Genomic DNA, 16098 nt, shown 5'->3' on the forward strand with positions numbered 1-16098 from the left:
CTCCCAGAGAACGTGAGGTGCTGGTCATGACCGACACCGCTGCCGCGACGCCCGTCCCCTCCGCGGACGAGGCGGCGGCGCTCGCCGACGACGCGGTGGACTTCTGCTCCCGCCTGATCCGCTTCGACACCAGCAACTACGGCGGCGGCGAGAGCCGCGGCGAGCGCGCCTGCGCGGAATGGGTCGCCGGGGAGCTGACCGACGCCGGGCTGAAACCCGTCGTCCTGGAGTCCGCGCCCGGCCGGGCCAACACCGTGGTGCGCATCACGGGCGCCGACCCGGCCGCCCCCGCGCTGCTGGTCCACGGACATCTGGACGTGGTGCCCGCCGAGCCGTCCGACTGGTCGACCTACCCCTTCTCCGGAGAGGTCCGCGACGGCGCGGTCTGGGGACGCGGCGCGCTCGACATGAAGGACATGGACGCGATGATGCTGGCGTTCGTCCGACATCTGCAGCGCACCGGCGCCAAGCCTCCGCGCGACCTGGTCTTCGCCTTCGTCGCCGACGAGGAGGACACCGGCGAGTACGGCGCCCGCTTCCTGGTCGAGCAGCACCCGGACCTCTTCGAGGGCGTCAACGCCGCGATCAGCGAGTCCGGCGGCCAGAGCGTCCCGCTGCCGGGCGGTGCCAGGCTCTACCCGATCGCCGCCGGCGAGCGTGGCAGCGCCTGGATGACCGCGACCGCGCGCGGCACCGCAGGGCACGGTTCCAAGCGCAACGACGACAACGCCCTGGTCAAGCTGTCCGCCGCGATCGGCAGGTTCGACCGGCACGAGTGGCCGGTCCGGGTGGTGCCGATCGTCGCGGCGCTGCTGGACGGACTCTCCCGGCACCTCGGCGTGGCGATCGACCCCACCGATCTCAGCCCGCTGGGCGCGGCGGCGGAACTGGTGTCGGGAACCCTGGCGAACTCGGTCAACCCGACCATGCTGCGCGCCGGTTACAAGCACAACGTGATCCCCAGCGAGGCGAGCGCCGCGCTCGACGGCCGGATCCTGCCCGGCACCGAGGCGGAGTTCTTCGCCACCGTGGACGACCTGCTCGGCCCGGACCTCACCCGGACCGGCGACTACCTGCCCCCGGTCAGCGCCGACCACACCTCGCCGGACTTCGCCGCGATGGCGGCCGCCCTGCGCGCCCACGACCCGGAGGCGCTGGTCCTCCCGTACTGCATGACCGGCGGTACCGACGCCAAGGCCTTCGCCGCCCTCGACATCCCCGGCTTCGGCTTCGTGCCGGGCCGCACCCCCGCGGACTTCAACGCCTGGCAGTACGTCCACGGCGTCGACGAGCGCGTGCTCACCGACAGCCTCGCCTTCGGCGCCCGGGTGCTGACGACCTATCTGATGACCGACCCCCGTGCCTTCGCCTGAGCGCCTGCACGCCTGAACCCGCGCGTCACCCCCACCCTCCTGAAAACCCCCACGGAGACCGACATGACTGTGCGCGACACCAAGAGAAGCACCGGCAGAAGACTGCGGACGGCGCTGGCCGCCGCCTGCGCGAGCGGCTTGCTCATGGCCGGACCCGCCGCCCTGGCCACGGCGACCGCCGCGCGGGCCGCCTCCTCGTCCGCCACCTCCGGCACCACCCTGCGCGTCGCCATGGACAGCTCGGGCGTCGACACGCTCAATCCGTTCACCGCCTTCTTCAACGGCTCGCTCGACATCTTCGGCAGCATCTACCCGTCGCTGACGACCATCGACGAGAACGGCGTTCCTGCCCCCTACCTGGCCACGTCATGGACCCTGTCGCCGGACCACCTCACCTGGACCTTCAAGATCCGCAGCGGGCTCACCTGGAGTGACGGCCAGCCGCTGACGGCCGCCGACGCCGCTTGGACGCTGAACCTGATCATGACCAACTCCGTGGCCGGGACGGCCAACGGCACGCTGGTCTCCAACTTCGCCTCGGTGACCGCGCCCGACCCCACCACGCTGGTCATCAGGACCAAGCAGCCGGAGGCCAACGTCACCTACGTCAGCATCCCGATCTCCGGCATCCCGATCGTGCCGCAGCACATCTGGCAGTCCCACGTCGCGGGCCTGTCGACCTACAAGAACGACACGTTCCCCGTCGTCGGCTACGGCCCCTGGGTGCTGACGGACTACCAGACGGACCAGTACGCCAAGTTCGACGCCGACAAGTCGTTCGTGCTGGGCGCGCCGAAGTACGACCACCTGATCGAGCAGCTCTACAAGGAGTCCGACGCGGCGGTCGCGGCGCTCAAGGCCGGTCAGCTGGACTACATCAACGGCGTCGACGCCACCCAGTTCTCCTCCCTCCAGCACGCCGACGGCGTGCGGACCGCGCAGGCCGCCGGTGAGGGCTGGACCGGCGTCGAGCTCAACCCCGGCGCGAAGACCCGCTCGGGCAAGCCGATCGGCACCGGCAACCCCGCGCTGGCCGACCCGACGCTGCGCCGCGCGATCGCCGAGGCCGTCGACAAGAAGACCCTGCTCGCCAAGGTGATCGACGGTCAGGGCCAGGTCGCCGCAGGCTACCTGCCGCCCGCCTGGCCCCAGTGGAACTGGACGCCCCCGGCAGGCCAAGGCCAGCCCTACGACCCCGCCGCCGCCAACAAGATGCTCGACGCCGCCGGGTACACAATGGGCCCGAACGGCGTCCGGATCGACCCGAAGACCGGCAAGCCGCTCGACCTGCGCCTCGGCATCCACTCGGGCCGCGCCGAGGACGCCGCCATCTCCACCTATCTGGCGGGATGGCTCAAGGCGATCGGCATCAACGTCGACATCCAGCCGATGAGCATGTCCGCGCTCAACAGCAACCTGGGCAAGGGCGACTGGGACATGCTGATGGACTCCTGGACCACCGGCCCCGACCCGACCTACCTGCTCGGCATCCAGACCTGCGCGACGCTGCCCGACGACAACGGCAACGGCGGCAACACCGACTCCTTCTACTGCAACCCGGCCTACGACAAGCTCTTCGGCCAGCAGGCGACCGTCTTCGACGCCACCCAGCGCGCCCAGGTCGTCGGCCAGATGCAGGGCATCCTCTACAACGCCGACGTGGACCAGCTGCTGTACTACGCCACGGACAAGATCGCGGCGTCCTCGAACGTCACCGGACTGGTCACCGGCACGCAGACCAACGGCTACTACCCGGCGCAGACCACCTTCTGGAGCTACCTGAAGGCCGCTCCGGCCGCGCAGAGCGCCTCGGCCTCCTCCGGCTCCGGCAGCACCGGGTTGTGGCTGGGTCTGGTCGGCATCGTGGTCGTCGTGGGAGCGGGCACGGTCGTGGTCCGCCGCCGTGCGGGGGCGGACGACCGTGAGTAGCCCCGCCGCCGTGGCGGAGCCGGCTGTCGCGGCACCCGACCCCCGCCCCCGTCGGGCGTTCCGGGTGCCGCGGCCCGGCTACCTCGTCACCAAACTCGCCGCCGCCGTCGTCAGCTTCGCGGTCACCCTGGTGATCGGCTTCGTCCTCTTCAACGTGATGCCCGCCGACCCGGTGCGCACCATGACCCAGGGACGCCCCGTCGGCGAGGCGCAGTTGGCCGAGCTGCGGATCCAACTCGGGCTCAACAAGCCGATGTGGGAGCGGTTCCTCAGCTACGTGAGCGACACCCTGCACGGGCACCTCGGCTACTCCTGGGAGTACCAGCAGTCCGTGGCGTCGCTGATCGCCAGCCGGATCGGCCCGACGCTGCTGCTGATGGGCACCTCGTTCGCCATCTCCGTCGTGCTCGGCCTCTGGCTGGGCATGCGCAGTGGCTGGCGTGCGGGCAGCCTGTTCGACCGGTTCACCTCCGCCACGTCGCTGACGCTCTGGTCGGTGCCGACGTTCTGGCTCGGCATGATCCTGCTGATCGTCTTCAGCGTCGGCATCGGCCCGTTCCACGGGTTCCTGCCCACGGCCGGGATGAGCGACCCGACGTTGCCGCAGACCGGCATGACGCACTATCTGGACGTCGCCCGCCACCTGGTGCTGCCCGCACTGACCATGGTGCTGGTCGTCTACGCGCAGTACGTGACGATCATGCGCTCCTCGATCATCGAGGAGAAGGGCAGTCCCTACCTGCTCACCGCCCGCGCCAAGGGCCTCACCGACGACGCCGTGCGCCGCCGCCACGCCCTGCCCAACGCGCTGCTGCCCTCGGTGACGATGATCTTCATGCACCTGGGCGGCCTGATCAGCGGCGCCGTCACGGTCGAGGCCATCTTCTCCTGGCCCGGCCTCGGCGACCTGACCTACCAGGCACTGACCATCCCCGACCTGCCGGTGCTCCAGGGCACCTTCATCGTCTTCAGCGCGAGTGTGATCCTCATGAATCTGCTGGCCGACCTGGTCTACCGGTTCCTCGACCCGCGGGTGCGTGCCCAGTGAGCGCCGCACAGACCGTCCCCGCGCCGGGCGCCCCCGCCCCCGGGGCCGCCGGTGAGCCCTCCGCCGCGGCCTCCGTGCCGCCCCGACTCGCCGGAGCGCGGCGCTTCGTCCGCGCGTTCCTGCACCGGCCGTCCGGCGTGGCCGGGCTGTCGATCCTGCTGCTGTTCGTCGTGCTCGCGCTGGTCGCCCCGGCGTTCATCGGACCCGACCAGCTCGACGTCACCAAGGTCAACGGGCCGTTGCTGACCGCGCCGAGCGGTTCCTACCCGCTGGGGACCGACCAGGCCGGACGCAGCGTCCTGCTGCTGCTGATCTGGGGGTCGCGCGAGTCGCTGCAGATCGGCGTGATCGCCACCGTGCTGACCGTCGTCTTCGGCAGCGCGGTCGGGATCGTGGCCGGGCACTACGGCGGCCTCGTCGGGCGGGCGCTGATGCACGTCACCGACTGGTTCATCGCGCTGCCCAGCCTGCCGCTGGCCATCTCGCTGGCCGCCGTGCTCGGCCAGGGCTCGACCTCCATCACCATCGCGATCGCCGTCACCTCGTGGACGGCGACGGCCCGGCTGGTCCGCGCCCAGACCCTGGCCGTCGAGGCGCGTCCGTTCGTCGAACGGGCCCGCGCGCTCGGAGCCGGGAACGGGCAGATCATGCTGCGTCAGGTGCTGCCGAACGTGATGCCGTTGATCCTGGTGTCCAGCACCCTGACCGTCGCCAGCGCGTTGCTGTCGGAGGCGACGCTGACCTTCCTCGGCCTGGGCAGCCCGACCGACGTCACCTGGGGCCAGATGATCCACGACGCCTTCTTCGGCGGCGCGTTCACCGCCGACGCCTGGTGGTACCTGCTGCCGCCGGGCCTGGCGATCCTGGCCGTCGTGCTGGGCTTCACGCTCACCGGGCGCGCTGTGGAGCACGTGCTCGACCCGCGGATGGAGAACAAGCGATGACCGCGCAGACCACCCTCACCCCCGAACGTCCGCTGGACCGCCCGCTGTTGGAGGTCCGCGACCTGCACGTCACCTACCGCCAGGGCGGCCGGTCCGTTGCCGCCGTCCAGGGCGTCGACTTCAGCCTCGCGCCCGGTGACACCCTCGGCGTCGCGGGGGAGTCAGGGTGCGGCAAGTCGACCATGGCGCTGAGCCTGCTGCGGCTCCAGGGCGGCACGGCGAAGGTCACCGGCGAGGTGCTCTTCGACGGCCAGAACCTGCTCACCACCACCTGGTCCAAGCTGCGCGCCGTCCGCTGGGCGGGCGCGTCGGTGGTGTTCCAGGGCGCGATGAGCGCGCTCAACCCGGTGCGCACGGTGCTGGACCAGATCACCGAGCCGATGCTGCTGCACGACAAGGTCGGCCCCAAGGAGGCCGAACGCCGCGCCGCCGAACTGCTCGACAGCGTGGGCATTCCGTCGCGCCGGATGCGCAGCTACCCGCACGAGTTCTCCGGCGGCCAGCGGCAGCGCGTGATGATCGCGATGGCGCTGGCCTGCCGCCCGGACCTGATCATCGCGGACGAGCCGACCACGGCGCTCGACGTCATGGTCCAGGCGCAGATCCTGGAACTGCTGGGCGAGTTGGTCCGCGAGTCACGGATCGCGGTCATCATGATCACCCATGACCTGTCGCTGCTGGCGCACACCTGCGACCGCCTCGCCGTGATGTACGCGGGACGGATCGTCGAACTCGGCCCGTCCCGGCAGGTGCTGGAGCAGCCGCAGCACCCCTACACCCGCGCCCTCGCCCGGGCCTTCCCGACCATCGGCGACCCCGCCTCCCGGCGCGCCCCGGCCGGGCTGCCGGGTGACCCGCCGCGGCCGTCCGGGGACGACACCGGCTGCGCGTTCGCGCCGCGCTGCCCGGAGGCCGAGGACGCCTGCCGCACCGGGCAGATGCTGCTGTGGCCGACCGGACCCGGCCGCACCGCCGCCTGCCTGCACGCCAAGCCCGAACCCGGAGGCGACTCGTGACCGTCAACCCCACCGAGGAAGCCGCGAGCGCGCCCGGTGCCCAGCCCGGCGCCCTGCCCGACGCTCCACCCGGCGCCCGGCCCGCCGCGCTGGAGGCCCGCGACCTCTCCGTCGTCTACCCCGGCTCACGCGGCCGGGCCCCGGCCCGCGCCGTCGACGGCGTCAACCTGCGCATCGGCCAGGGCGAGATCGTCGCGCTGATCGGCGAGTCCGGCTGCGGCAAGTCGACGCTGGCCCGCGCCCTGGTCGGCCTGGTCAAGCCGACCAGTGGCCAGGTGCTGTACCAGGACACACCGTTGGGCTACTCGGCCAAGGCACTCAAGCAGTACCGCCGCCACACCCAGCTGGTCCTCCAGGACCCGGGTGGCGCCCTCAATCCCAAGCAGAACGTCTACGACGCCGTGGCCCTCGGCCCGCGTCTGCACGGGCTTCGCGACGGGCTTCCCGAACGCGTCCACGGGGCCCTGGCCCGCGCCGGACTGCGCCCGCCGGAGGAGTTCGCCGGGCGCTACCCGCACGAGCTCTCCGGCGGACAGCAGCAGCGCGTCGTCATCGCCGGCGTGCTGGCCCTGGACCCGCGTGTGATCGTCGCCGACGAACCGGTGGCTTCACTCGACGCCTCGGTGCGCGGCGAGATCCTCAAGCTGATCCTGCACCTGCGGGACGAGCTCGGGCTCTCCGCCCTGGTGGTCAGTCACGACCTGGGCCTGGCCTGGAACATCGCCGACCGGGTCGCCGTGATGTACCTGGGCCGGATCGTCGAGCAGGGCACCGTCGAGGAGGTCCTGCTCCGCCCGCAGCACCCGTACACCAAGGCGCTGCTCTCGGTGATCCCCACCGGCGCCGAGGACTGGCGGCCCACCCTGCTCACCGGCGAACCGCCGGACCCGACCGCGATCCCGGCGGGCTGCCGCTTCCATCCGCGCTGCGGGCGCTGGGCCGCCGCCTCCGAGCCCGAGCGCGCCGAGGCCGCCTGCGACCGCCGCGAGCTGCCCGTCCTGGCGGCCGACGGCTACCGTGCCGCTTGCCACCTGCTCCACACCGACGCCCTCACGGAGTCCGTATGACCCTGCTGCGCCCACCCGCCCTGCGTCCCGGCGACACCGTCGCCGTCCTGTGCGGCAGTTCGCCCGTCCACGACCAGGAGCGCCTGGAGTCCGGGCTGCGCGCGCTCACGTCCCTCGGCCTCAAGGCGGAGGTCCTCCCCTCGGCCCGGGCCGCAGGCACCGTGTACGACTACCTCGCCGGGGACGACGCGCTGCGGGCGGCGGACCTCACCCGCGCGCTGGCCGACCCGCGCTATGCGGGCGTGCTGACCGCCAAGGGCGGCTACGGCATGCAGCGCACCCTGGAGCTGGTCGACTGGAGCCGGATCGACCCTGACGCGCCCAAGGTCGTCGTCGGCTACTCCGACGTGACCGCGCTGCTGGAGGCGCTCGCCGCCAAGCTGGGCTGGGTCTCGTTCTTCGGGCCCATGGTCGCCGCCAGCGGCTTCTGGGAGGGCCCGGACGAGTACGACTTCCAGGAGCTGACGAAGCTGCTGTTCACCCCCGAGCGCGTCACGCAGCTCAGCTTCCCCGGCTCCCGGGCGCTGGTCCCCGGCGTCGCCGAGGGCGTGACCCTGGGCGGCACCGCGACGCTGCTGACGGCGAGTCTGGGCACCGACACCTCCTACCCGGCGCGCGGCGGGATCCTCTTCCTGGAGGACGTCGACGAGCGCCCGTTCCGGCTGGACCGCGTCTTCACCCAGCTCCGCCGGGCCAAGGACTACCTCGACGGCGTCGCGGGCGTCGTCCTCGGCACCTTCACCGAGTGCGGCGACCCGGAAGAGATCGACCGGCTGCTGGCCGACCGCTTCGGCGACCTGGGCGTGCCGGTGCTGGCTGGGGTGAACATCGGCCACAACACCGCGATGCAGACCTGGCCGATCGGCGTCCATGCCCGTCTGGACACGGAGAAGGGCACGCTGACCTTCCTGGACCAGGTGCTTCTGACCGACCGTCAAGACTAAGGGCATCGCGCGCCGATCCGCCCGCCACCGGACCCCTGGTGGCGGGCGGATCGGCGTCGTTCAGACGAACAGGCGGAGCAGGTCCTCCTCCGTCTCGCGGCGCACGATCTCGCGTGCCACGCCGTCCCGGACGGAGACCACCGGCGGCCGGGGCACCTGGTTGTAGTTGCTCGCCGCCGAGCGTTGGTACGCGCCCGAGCAGGGGATCGCGATCAGGTCGCCGGGACGCACGTCCCCGGGCAGGTCGATCCCGTCGACCAGGATGTCGCCGGTCTCGCAGTGCTTTCCGACCACGGTGAAGTCCGCCGGTAGGGCGTCGCTCGTCCGTGAGGCGAGGACGGCGGTGTAGGCGGAGCCGTAGGTGGCCGGACGCGGGTTGTCGCTCATTCCGCCGTCCACGCTCAGGTAGCGGCCCTTGACCGTGCCGACCTGGTAGAGCGCGACGGTGGTCGGCGCGACGATCGACCGGCCCGGCTCCAGGGCGAGTTGCACGTCCTCGGGCACCACCGCCCGTAGCACCTCGGCCAGTTGGGCGGGGGTCGGGGCCTCCTTCTCACCCGGCAGGTAGTGCACGCCCAGCCCGCCGCCCAGGTCCAGCCTGCCGATCGCCACGCCGTGCTCGTGCTCCACCGCCCGCAGGAAGGCCACCATCCGCTCAGCGGCGGTGCCGAAGGACCCGAGGTCGAAGATCTGCGAGCCGATGTGCGAGTGCAGCCCGACCAGCTCCAGCGAGGGTTCGGCCAGCACCCGGCGGACCGCCTCCGCGGCCTCGCCGGAGGCCATCGACAGGCCGAACTTGGTCCCCTCCCCGCCCGTCGCCCAGGCGGCATGAGTGGCCGCGTCCACGCCGGGTTTGACCCGGACCATGACGGCCTGCCGGATCCCGCACCCGCGGGCGGCCCGGGCCACCCGCTCCACCTCGTCGAACGAGTCCAGCACGAGGCAGCCGATGCCCCACCCGACGGCGCGTTCGATTTCTGCGACGGACTTGTTGTTGCCGTGGAAGACGACCCGCTCGGGCGGCATCCCGCCGCGCTGCGCGACGGCCAACTCGCCGCCGCTGCACACGTCCAGCGACAGGCCCAGCTCCCGCAGCCAGCCGACCACCGCCGGAGCGAGGAACGCCTTGCCGCCGTAGTGGACGTCCGCGTCGGGGAAGGCGGTCGTCCAGGCCGCGCAGCGGGCGCGGAAGTCGTCCTCGTCGAGTACGTAGACCGGCGTCCCGAACGTCGCCGCCAGCTGCGTGACGTCGAATCCGCCGAGCCGAAGCTCCCCGTCGGCCCACTGCGCCCGCAGCGGCCACACCTGGTCCATCACCTTGTTGCTGCCCATGACGCCGACGCTAGGCTTCGACCCTGCCCGGACCGGGGGAGCGTCGAGGAAGTGGATGCTCAGGCGTACTTCCGTCGAGCAGGACCCTGCCGGGCACCGAGGCCTGGCAGACTCCGAGTCGGTGAAGGAGTGGGTCTGCGATCGAGTGAGGACGGGAGACGCCATGCGCGTGCTGATCTCGGCGGACATGGAAGGCGCCACCGGCGTCACCTGGCCCGACGACTGCGAACCGGGAAACCCCGCCTGGCAGCGCTGCCGGACCCTGTTCACCTCGGACGTCAACGCCGCGATCGCGGGCTTCTTCGACGGCGGCGCGACCTCCGTGCTGGTCAACGAGGCCCACGCGACGATGCGCAACCTGCTGCTGGAGGAGCTCGACCCGCGCGCCGAGATGCTGACGGGCCGTCACAAGGACCTCACCATGGTCGAGGGCGTCCAGCACCCCGACGTCTCGGCCGTCGCCTTCGTCGGCTACCACGCCGGCGCCGGGGCGGACGGGGTCCTCGCGCACACCTACCTGGCAAACTCGATCACCGGGGTCACCGTCGACGGGGTCCCGGCCAGCGAGGGGTACCTGAACTCGCTGGTGGCCGCCGAGTTCGGCGTCCCGGTCGTGCTGGTCACGGGTGACGACCGAGCCTGCGCGGACGCCGTGTCCTACGCCCCCGACGCCGTCACGGCGGCCGTGAAGGACTGCGTCAGCCGCTACGCGGCGGTCTGCCGTCCACCCGCCGTGACCTTCGATCAGATCCGCGCGGCGGCTCAGCAGGCCGCGCGGCTCTGCGTCAGGGCCGAGCCGGTCACCGGGCGCAGCTTCGAGGTCGAGGTCGAGTTCGACGCCAGCCACCTGGCGGCGGCGACCGCCGGGGTGCCGACGGTCCGGCGGACGGACGTCCGCCGGGTCGCGTTCACCACGGACACCGCGTACGCGATGATCCGTACCTTCAGAACCGTGGTGACCGTCGCCGCCGCCGCGATCGAGAACGCCTACGGCTGAACCCGCGCTGCGGGTCAGCTGCTGCTCAGCCGCTGCGGCTCAGCCCAGCCCGAGCGTGCCGGCGACCTGGTCGGCCATCGCGGCCTCGCCCGTCGCGTTGGGGTGCACCGGCACGTAGTTGGTACCGAACAGCAGCGGCTCGATCCACCGGGTGCCGACCGGCTCGCACGCGTCGTGGCCGTCGGAGACGGTGGACATGTCGACGTAGGTCACGCCGTTGTCCGCGGCGGCGCGCTGGACGGCGGCGTTGAGGTGGGCCTCGATGTCGCGCAGGTAGGGGATGTCGCCGGACGCGAGCGGCATCTTGGCGTAGCACCCGGGAACGGCCTGGGCCGGGACGATCCACGGGTAGCCGACGATGGCGATCTGCGCGTTGGGGGCCTTGGCCTTGACGGCGGCCAGCGCGGCGTCGAGGTTCGCGTACGTGGTGGTGTCGATGGTGTTGTCGAAGCTCGACCCGTACAGGCTCTGGCACGGGTGCCCGATGCCCAGCGTGGCGATGCCCGCGGAGCCGCAGGCGAGGATCGCGTCGATGAAGGTGTTGTTGTCGTTGCCGCCGATGGTCATGGTGACCAGACCGGTGTCGGCGTTCAGCGCGTCCAACTGCGGTGCGACGCCCGGGTACTGGGAGCCGCTGAAGTCCTTGGTCTCGGCTCCGCCGCAGGTGACGTCGGTCAGGTCGAGCCCGAGTCTCGCGGCCAGGTCGTGCGGGTAGTTGAGCGTCGAGCGCGCGCACTCCAGCGGAGCGCTGGTGTCGAGCGGCAGGATTCCCGACCCGGCGCTGTAACTGTCGCCCAGCGCGACGTAGTTGACTGTCGAGTCCGCCTGCGCCTGCGCGGGGAGCGCGAGGCAGAGGCTGGTCAGAGCGGTGACGGCGGCGGTGGCCGCGGCGAGACGCCGCGATCGGACGCTGCGGACACGGGGCACACGGAGCACACGGAGCGGCATGCGGGGATCTCCTTGAACCGGGGTGGGGCCGTGACAGGGAGAGAATCAGATGGCGACACGTCAGCGGGCATGTGTCGTCGGCGTTTCCGCTAAGTTACCCGCGGGAAACGTAGCTCCGTCGTCGTCAGAGAGCAAGAGGCGTGCCGCGATCCCGTGTCCGGATCCGGCGGGGACGGGCGGCGGTCGGCGGGGACGATGGCAGCGCCGCTCACGCGTGCGGCCGCCCACCCGCGCGGGGTGCGCGGGGGAGCGGCCGCAGTGCTGGTCGCGGATCTGTCCGCGCTCGCTACTGGAGCTGGAACTGCTGGAAGCCGGCGTGCGGACCGCTCTGGTCCTCCCCGGGCCGCCTCGCGGACCTCACGGTCTGGCCGCAGGACCCGTTCACGCTCCCGGACGAGGCGCTCAGGGCCCTGCTGGCGGACCGCACCCTGCTCGGCGGCCACATGGTCCACGGCTGATTCCGGCTGATCCCGCCCGGGCGCGCGGCACCGGTCACCCGTTGGGCGGCCCGGTGATCGTGTACGGACGGCTCGGCGACCTACCATGGAGCGAGGAGCCACAGGAGTCGAGGCCATGGACTTCCCGCTGCACAGGCATCACCGGCATCCGGTCGTGCGGATCACCGACGCACGCGCGAGCGTGACCGACGACATCCGCCATCGGCAGCGCCGGTATGCCCTGACCATGGGAATCCGCACCATCTGCGTCATCCTCGCCGTCGTGCTGTGGCAGGAGAGCCGGATCGCCGCGATCATCGCCCTCGTCTGCGGCGGCGTACTGCCGTACATCGCGGTGGTGTACGCCAACGCCGGACGGGAGACCACCGTCGAGCCGCCCGAGGCCTACATCCCGCACCAGCCCGGACCGCCGCCGGAGAGCGAGGGGGAGGGGCCGGGGCAGCCCGGACCGTCCCCGGACCGCCCCTCCGACGCGCCGCGCGACGGGTTCTAGGCGGTTCCGGGGCCTGGTTCCAGTCCTGCTTCGTCCAGCTTCTCGGTTCTAGTCCTGCTTCTCGGCGTAGTGGACCGCGCCCTGCCAGTCGACGAGCGTGACCGGCTCGTCGCCGACCACCCACGCGTCGTGGCCCGGGGCCACCATGGCGACGTCGCCGGCCTGCGCGTCGAACTCGGTCCCGTCGGCCATGCGCACGTGCAGGGTTCCCGACAGGTGGTAGCCGAAGTGGGCGGCCTCGCACCACTCGGTGCCGGCCAGGGGCTTCACGTCCTGGGACCAGCGCCAGCCGGGTTCGAGCGTGAAGCGGCCGACCACGCCGCCGCCCATGGTGAGGATCTCCGCCCGCCCGTGCGGGAAGGTGCGGATCTCGTCGGGGACCGCGAAGTCCATGTGCTCGCTCTGCATGGGTTGCGTCATGGGCTGCGCCGCGGTCGCCTCGTCCCAGGCCTGCACGCTGGTCTGCGCGGCGATGCGCCCGTCCCGCAGGTCGAGCATGGACGTGGAGGTCACCCGGGTGCCGTCCGGGTAGCGGCACTGCTCCAGGTAGGCCGCGTGGCTGCCGTCGGCGGAGACGACGACCTGTTCGAGCCGGTGCTCCATGTCCCGGCTGCACACGTCGTCGAGGAACTCGCCGATCGCGGTGGTCCCGGTCATCTCGTGGGGGTGGCTCGGCTGGTCGCGCTGGTCGACGACGGTCATGTGCGCGTCGTCCGCGTACAGGCCGCGCAGGGCGGAGACGTCACGCCCCTCGATGCCCCGGCGTAGGGCGTCGGTGTCGAAGATCGGTGTGCTCTCCATGGTGCTCATCGGTTGCTCACCTTTTGTCATTTCTCGTCCGGGTATGTCCCTGTCGCCCTTCCACTGCATACCACCCCGTTGCGGCCGTCAAGGCTCGGTCCCGCCACGCTGCGGCGCGCAGTCGCGACCTGCGGTTTCGCCTTGACAGGTGGGGTGGGCGAGCGTACAGAGAAGAGATGCACCCAGGTGGGCGGAACCGGCCACACCGCACGGCCGGATCGGGACAGCCGCCGACCGGCACGGGAGGCCTCGTCCCGGACGCCGCCCGCTGCGACGATCTCCAGGTCGACGCGTTGGAGCGCACGCTCACCAGAACCGGCGCCTACGGCGCCATGATCTACCTGCGCTCCCACGACCGGCGCGCCCTGGTCCTCAGCACGGCGGCCGGAGTCCCGGTGGGCGCGCTGGAGCCGTTCCGGCGGGTCTCCGTGCAGGGCTCGCTGCCCGGGCCGCTGGCCTACCGCTCCCGGCGGACGGTGCACCTGGCCGGGGCCGAGGACACCATGCGGCGGTTCCCGCAGCTGCTGGCGGGCCTGCCCTACGCCTTCGCGTCCGCGTACGCGCCGGTGACCTACGGGGAGGAGACCTACGGCGTGCTGTGCGCGCTGTGGCCCGCCATGCCGGAGGGTGTGCCCGCGGCGGTCCTGCGCAAGCTGCGGCAGGGCGCGCAGCGGCTCGGCGCGGGTCTCGGGGAGCTGGTCGCGGAGGGCGGGACGGTCGAGGGCCGGGGCAGCGTCCTGGAACTCCCGTGGCCGCCAGGCCCCGCCATCCGGTTGGGCCTCTTCGACCTGGATCTGCAGACGCGGGCGATCACGCTCGACGACGAGCTGCGCGCGATCTTCGGGTTCGAACCGTCGGCGAGTGTCAGGGAAGCTCCCGAGGGGTCCGTCGCGGAGCCGGGGCCAGGACGGGCGGCGCTGGAGCTCGTCGAGGCGATCGACCCGGGCGACCTGCCCAAGCTGCGGACCGCGCTGCGCCATGCCGAACGCACCGGTCGCTTCCGGCCGTTGCGCCTGCGGATCACGGACGACACCAAGCGCACCCGCACGATCCAGGTCTGGGCCGACGTCCGGGACGGCGGCGGTTCCGCCGGGCGGCATCTGACGGGTGCGGTGCTGGACGTCGGCACCGCCGCGGCAGCCGCGCAGGCGGTGGAGCGGCTGCGCAGGGGCGTCTTCTCCCTCGATCCGGACGGGCGGTTCGACTACGCGAACCTGGGCGCCGAGCTCCTCTTCGGGGTCCCGCGCGGGGAGCTCCTCGGCGAACGGCTGTGGGAGGCGCTTCCGTGGCTGGCCGACCCCGCCCACGAGGACCGCCATCGGGCCGCGGTGATCTCCCGGCAGCCGACCGCCTTCCTCGCCCGTCGCCCGCCGGACCGCTGGCTGGCCTTCAGCCTGTACCCGGACGCGCACGGCATGACCGGGACGGTCGTCCCGGGAACGAACCCCGCCGGGGACGACGTCCCCGGCTCCGAGAGCGCCGCCGTAGCCGGGGCGGTGGGGGAGGACGCCCCACCGGGGCCGGGCGCGGGCGCCACCGCCATCTACCACCTGCTACGGCTGGCGAGCGCCCTCGCCGAGGCGGTGTCGGTGCGCGAGGTCTGCGAGGTCGTGGCCGAGCAGCTCCTGCCCGCGTTCGGCGGCCAGGAGCTCGCCATCTACGTGGCGGCGGACGGCCGGCTGCACCTCGCGCTGCAGGTCGGCTACCCCAAGGGCTTTCTGGACCCGTTCGAGGGCACCCCGATGCGGGCCCGGCTGCCCGGCGCGGAGACGCTCACCAGCGGCGCCCCGATCTTCTTCGCCTCCGCCGACGAGCTGTCCAGCGCCTATCCCGGCATTCCCCTGGACGAGATGTGCGCCTGGGCCTTCCTCCCGCTGATCGCCTCGGGGCGCCCGGTCGGCAGCTGCATCCTGGGGTTCGACGAGCCGCATCCCTTCACCTCCGAGGAGCGCGGCGTGCTGACCGCGCTGGGCGGGCTGATCGCCCAGGCCCTGGAGCGGGCCCGGCTGTACGACGCGGAATACGCGCTGGCCCGGGGACTCCAGCGGGCCCTGCTCCCGCACGCGCTGCCCCGGCTGGAGGGCGTCTCCGTCGCGGCCCGGTACCTGCCCGGCACCCGTGGCATGGAGATCGGCGGGGACTGGTACGACGTGATCGTCACCCCGGGCGGGCTCTGCCTGGTGGTCGGCGACGTCGAGGGGCACAGCGTGGCGTCGGCCGGGCTGATGGGCCAACTGCGGAGCGCGGTACGGGCGTTCGTGGCGAGCGGCCACCCGCCGGGCGAGGTGCTCGAGCATCTCAACCGCCTGCTGCTCGACCTCGGTTCGGGGTTGCTGGCGAGCTGCTGCCTGATCGAGCTCGACCCCGCCTCCGGGCGTGCGTCCGGCGTGCGCGCGGGCCATCTGCCGCCGCTGCTGCGGCATCCGGACGGCAGCACGCACGTCCTCGAACTCGGTGGCGGGGTGCTGCTCGGCGTCGACCCCTCCGCCGCCTACCCCGCCGAGGAGTTGACGCTGCCCCCCGGGTCGGTGCTGGCCCTCTACACCGACGGGTTGGTCGAGCGGCCGGGAACGCCGATCGACCAGGGCATCGACCGGTTGCGCAGCTCGCTCGAACGCGCGGACGACGCCGCCTCCCTGGAGGAGGTCGCGGAACGGCTCCTCGCGGACATGGTGCCCCCGTCCCACCGCGCGGACGACGTGGCGCTGCTGCTCGCCGCGCTCGCCGACTGAGCGGCCGGCGCGCGAG

General features: G+C 72.3%; 13 protein-coding genes. 10 read left to right on the forward strand and 3 right to left on the reverse strand.

Features of this window, described 5'->3' with window-relative positions; all coding sequences use genetic code 11:
• Positions 1–26 precede the first annotated feature (26 nt).
• The 7 genes from I2501_RS02520 to I2501_RS02550 all read left to right on the forward strand — a co-directional run bounded on the left by I2501_RS02520 (position 27) and on the right by I2501_RS02550 (position 8321).
• Positions 27–1373: a M20/M25/M40 family metallo-hydrolase gene (locus I2501_RS02520; protein WP_196192084.1), complete on the forward strand. Its 1347-nt coding sequence runs from the start codon at positions 27–29 to the stop codon at positions 1371–1373.
• Between the two features lie 63 nt (positions 1374–1436).
• Positions 1437–3302 carry an ABC transporter substrate-binding protein gene (locus I2501_RS02525; protein WP_196192085.1) on the forward strand — a complete coding sequence of 622 codons (1866 nt, stop codon included), beginning with the start codon at positions 1437–1439 and terminating at the stop codon, positions 3300–3302.
• A gap of 10 nt (positions 3303–3312) precedes the next feature.
• Positions 3313–4350: an ABC transporter permease gene (locus tag I2501_RS40460; protein ID WP_328806157.1), complete on the forward strand. Its 1038-nt coding sequence runs from the start codon at positions 3313–3315 to the stop codon at positions 4348–4350.
• Positions 4347–5294, forward strand: a complete 948-nt coding sequence (locus I2501_RS40465) for an ABC transporter permease (protein WP_196192086.1) — start codon at positions 4347–4349, stop codon at positions 5292–5294. Before I2501_RS40460 ends, I2501_RS40465 begins: the two co-directional genes overlap by 4 nt.
• Positions 5291–6310, forward strand: a complete 1020-nt coding sequence (locus I2501_RS02540; RefSeq protein ID WP_196192087.1) for an ABC transporter ATP-binding protein — start codon at positions 5291–5293, stop codon at positions 6308–6310. The genes I2501_RS40465 and I2501_RS02540 overlap by 4 nt, the downstream gene beginning before the upstream one ends.
• Positions 6307–7377 carry an ABC transporter ATP-binding protein gene (locus tag I2501_RS02545; protein WP_196192088.1) on the forward strand — a complete coding sequence of 357 codons (1071 nt, stop codon included), beginning with the start codon at positions 6307–6309 and terminating at the stop codon, positions 7375–7377. Before I2501_RS02540 ends, I2501_RS02545 begins: the two co-directional genes overlap by 4 nt.
• The gene (locus tag I2501_RS02550) at positions 7374–8321 is read left to right on the forward strand and encodes a S66 peptidase family protein (protein WP_196192089.1); all 948 of its coding nucleotides are present in this window, start codon (positions 7374–7376) and stop codon (positions 8319–8321) included. The genes I2501_RS02545 and I2501_RS02550 overlap by 4 nt, the downstream gene beginning before the upstream one ends.
• Before the next feature lie 60 nt (positions 8322–8381).
• Here I2501_RS02550 and lysA read toward each other — a convergent pair whose 3' ends face one another.
• A complete protein-coding gene (lysA, locus tag I2501_RS02555) occupies positions 8382–9818 on the reverse strand; it encodes a diaminopimelate decarboxylase (protein WP_408022697.1) in 1437 nt (478 codons plus the stop codon).
• Between lysA and I2501_RS02560 the strand changes: the two genes are divergently transcribed.
• Complete coding sequence (locus I2501_RS02560) at positions 9817–10650, forward strand: M55 family metallopeptidase (protein ID WP_196192091.1); 834 nt, start codon at positions 9817–9819, stop codon at positions 10648–10650. The two genes, lysA and I2501_RS02560, sit on opposite strands and share 2 nt — an antisense overlap.
• Positions 10651–10689: 39 nt before the next feature.
• Here I2501_RS02560 and I2501_RS02565 read toward each other — a convergent pair whose 3' ends face one another.
• Complete coding sequence (locus I2501_RS02565) at positions 10690–11598, reverse strand: SGNH/GDSL hydrolase family protein (protein ID WP_196192092.1); 909 nt, start codon at positions 11596–11598, stop codon at positions 10690–10692.
• 573 nt (positions 11599–12171) lie between these two features.
• Between I2501_RS02565 and I2501_RS02570 the strand changes: the two genes are divergently transcribed.
• Positions 12172–12549, forward strand: a complete 378-nt coding sequence (locus tag I2501_RS02570) for a DUF3099 domain-containing protein (RefSeq protein WP_196192093.1) — start codon at positions 12172–12174, stop codon at positions 12547–12549.
• A 48-nt stretch (positions 12550–12597) separates the two neighbouring features.
• On the opposite strand, the gene I2501_RS40470 is transcribed toward I2501_RS02570, so the two are convergent.
• Positions 12598–13359, reverse strand: coding sequence for a nuclear transport factor 2 family protein (locus I2501_RS40470; RefSeq protein WP_196192094.1), 762 nt, complete (start codon positions 13357–13359; stop codon positions 12598–12600).
• Positions 13360–13526: 167 nt separating this feature from the next.
• Here I2501_RS40470 and I2501_RS02580 point away from each other — a divergent pair, with 167 nt between their 5' ends.
• The gene (locus I2501_RS02580; RefSeq protein WP_196192095.1) at positions 13527–16082 is read left to right on the forward strand and encodes a SpoIIE family protein phosphatase; all 2556 of its coding nucleotides are present in this window, start codon (positions 13527–13529) and stop codon (positions 16080–16082) included.
• Positions 16083–16098: the final 16 nt, after the last annotated feature.

Source organism: Streptacidiphilus fuscans (assembly GCF_015690355.1).
Lineage (GTDB): Bacteria > Actinomycetota > Actinomycetes > Streptomycetales > Streptomycetaceae > Streptacidiphilus > Streptacidiphilus fuscans.

Bases quoted from the DNA above. Each gene is read 5' to 3' on its own strand.
- I2501_RS02550 (WP_196192089.1), top strand. From the start codon at position 7,374: ATGACCCTGCTGCGCCCACCCGCCCTGCGTCCCGGCGACACCGTCGCC.
- I2501_RS02560 (WP_196192091.1), top strand. From the start codon at position 9,817: ATGCGCGTGCTGATCTCGGCGGACATGGAAGGCGCCACCGGCGTCACC.
- I2501_RS40470 (WP_196192094.1), bottom strand. From the start codon at position 13,359: ATGAGCACCATGGAGAGCACACCGATCTTCGACACCGACGCCCTACGC.
- I2501_RS02520 (WP_196192084.1), top strand. From the start codon at position 27: ATGACCGACACCGCTGCCGCGACGCCCGTCCCCTCCGCGGACGAGGCG.
- I2501_RS02570 (WP_196192093.1), top strand. From the start codon at position 12,172: ATGGACTTCCCGCTGCACAGGCATCACCGGCATCCGGTCGTGCGGATC.
- I2501_RS02580 (WP_196192095.1), top strand. From the start codon at position 13,527: ATGCACCCAGGTGGGCGGAACCGGCCACACCGCACGGCCGGATCGGGA.
- lysA (WP_408022697.1), bottom strand. From the start codon at position 9,818: ATGGCGTCTCCCGTCCTCACTCGATCGCAGACCCACTCCTTCACCGAC.
- I2501_RS02565 (WP_196192092.1), bottom strand. From the start codon at position 11,598: ATGCCGCTCCGTGTGCTCCGTGTGCCCCGTGTCCGCAGCGTCCGATCG.
- I2501_RS02525 (WP_196192085.1), top strand. From the start codon at position 1,437: ATGACTGTGCGCGACACCAAGAGAAGCACCGGCAGAAGACTGCGGACG.
- I2501_RS02540 (WP_196192087.1), top strand. From the start codon at position 5,291: ATGACCGCGCAGACCACCCTCACCCCCGAACGTCCGCTGGACCGCCCG.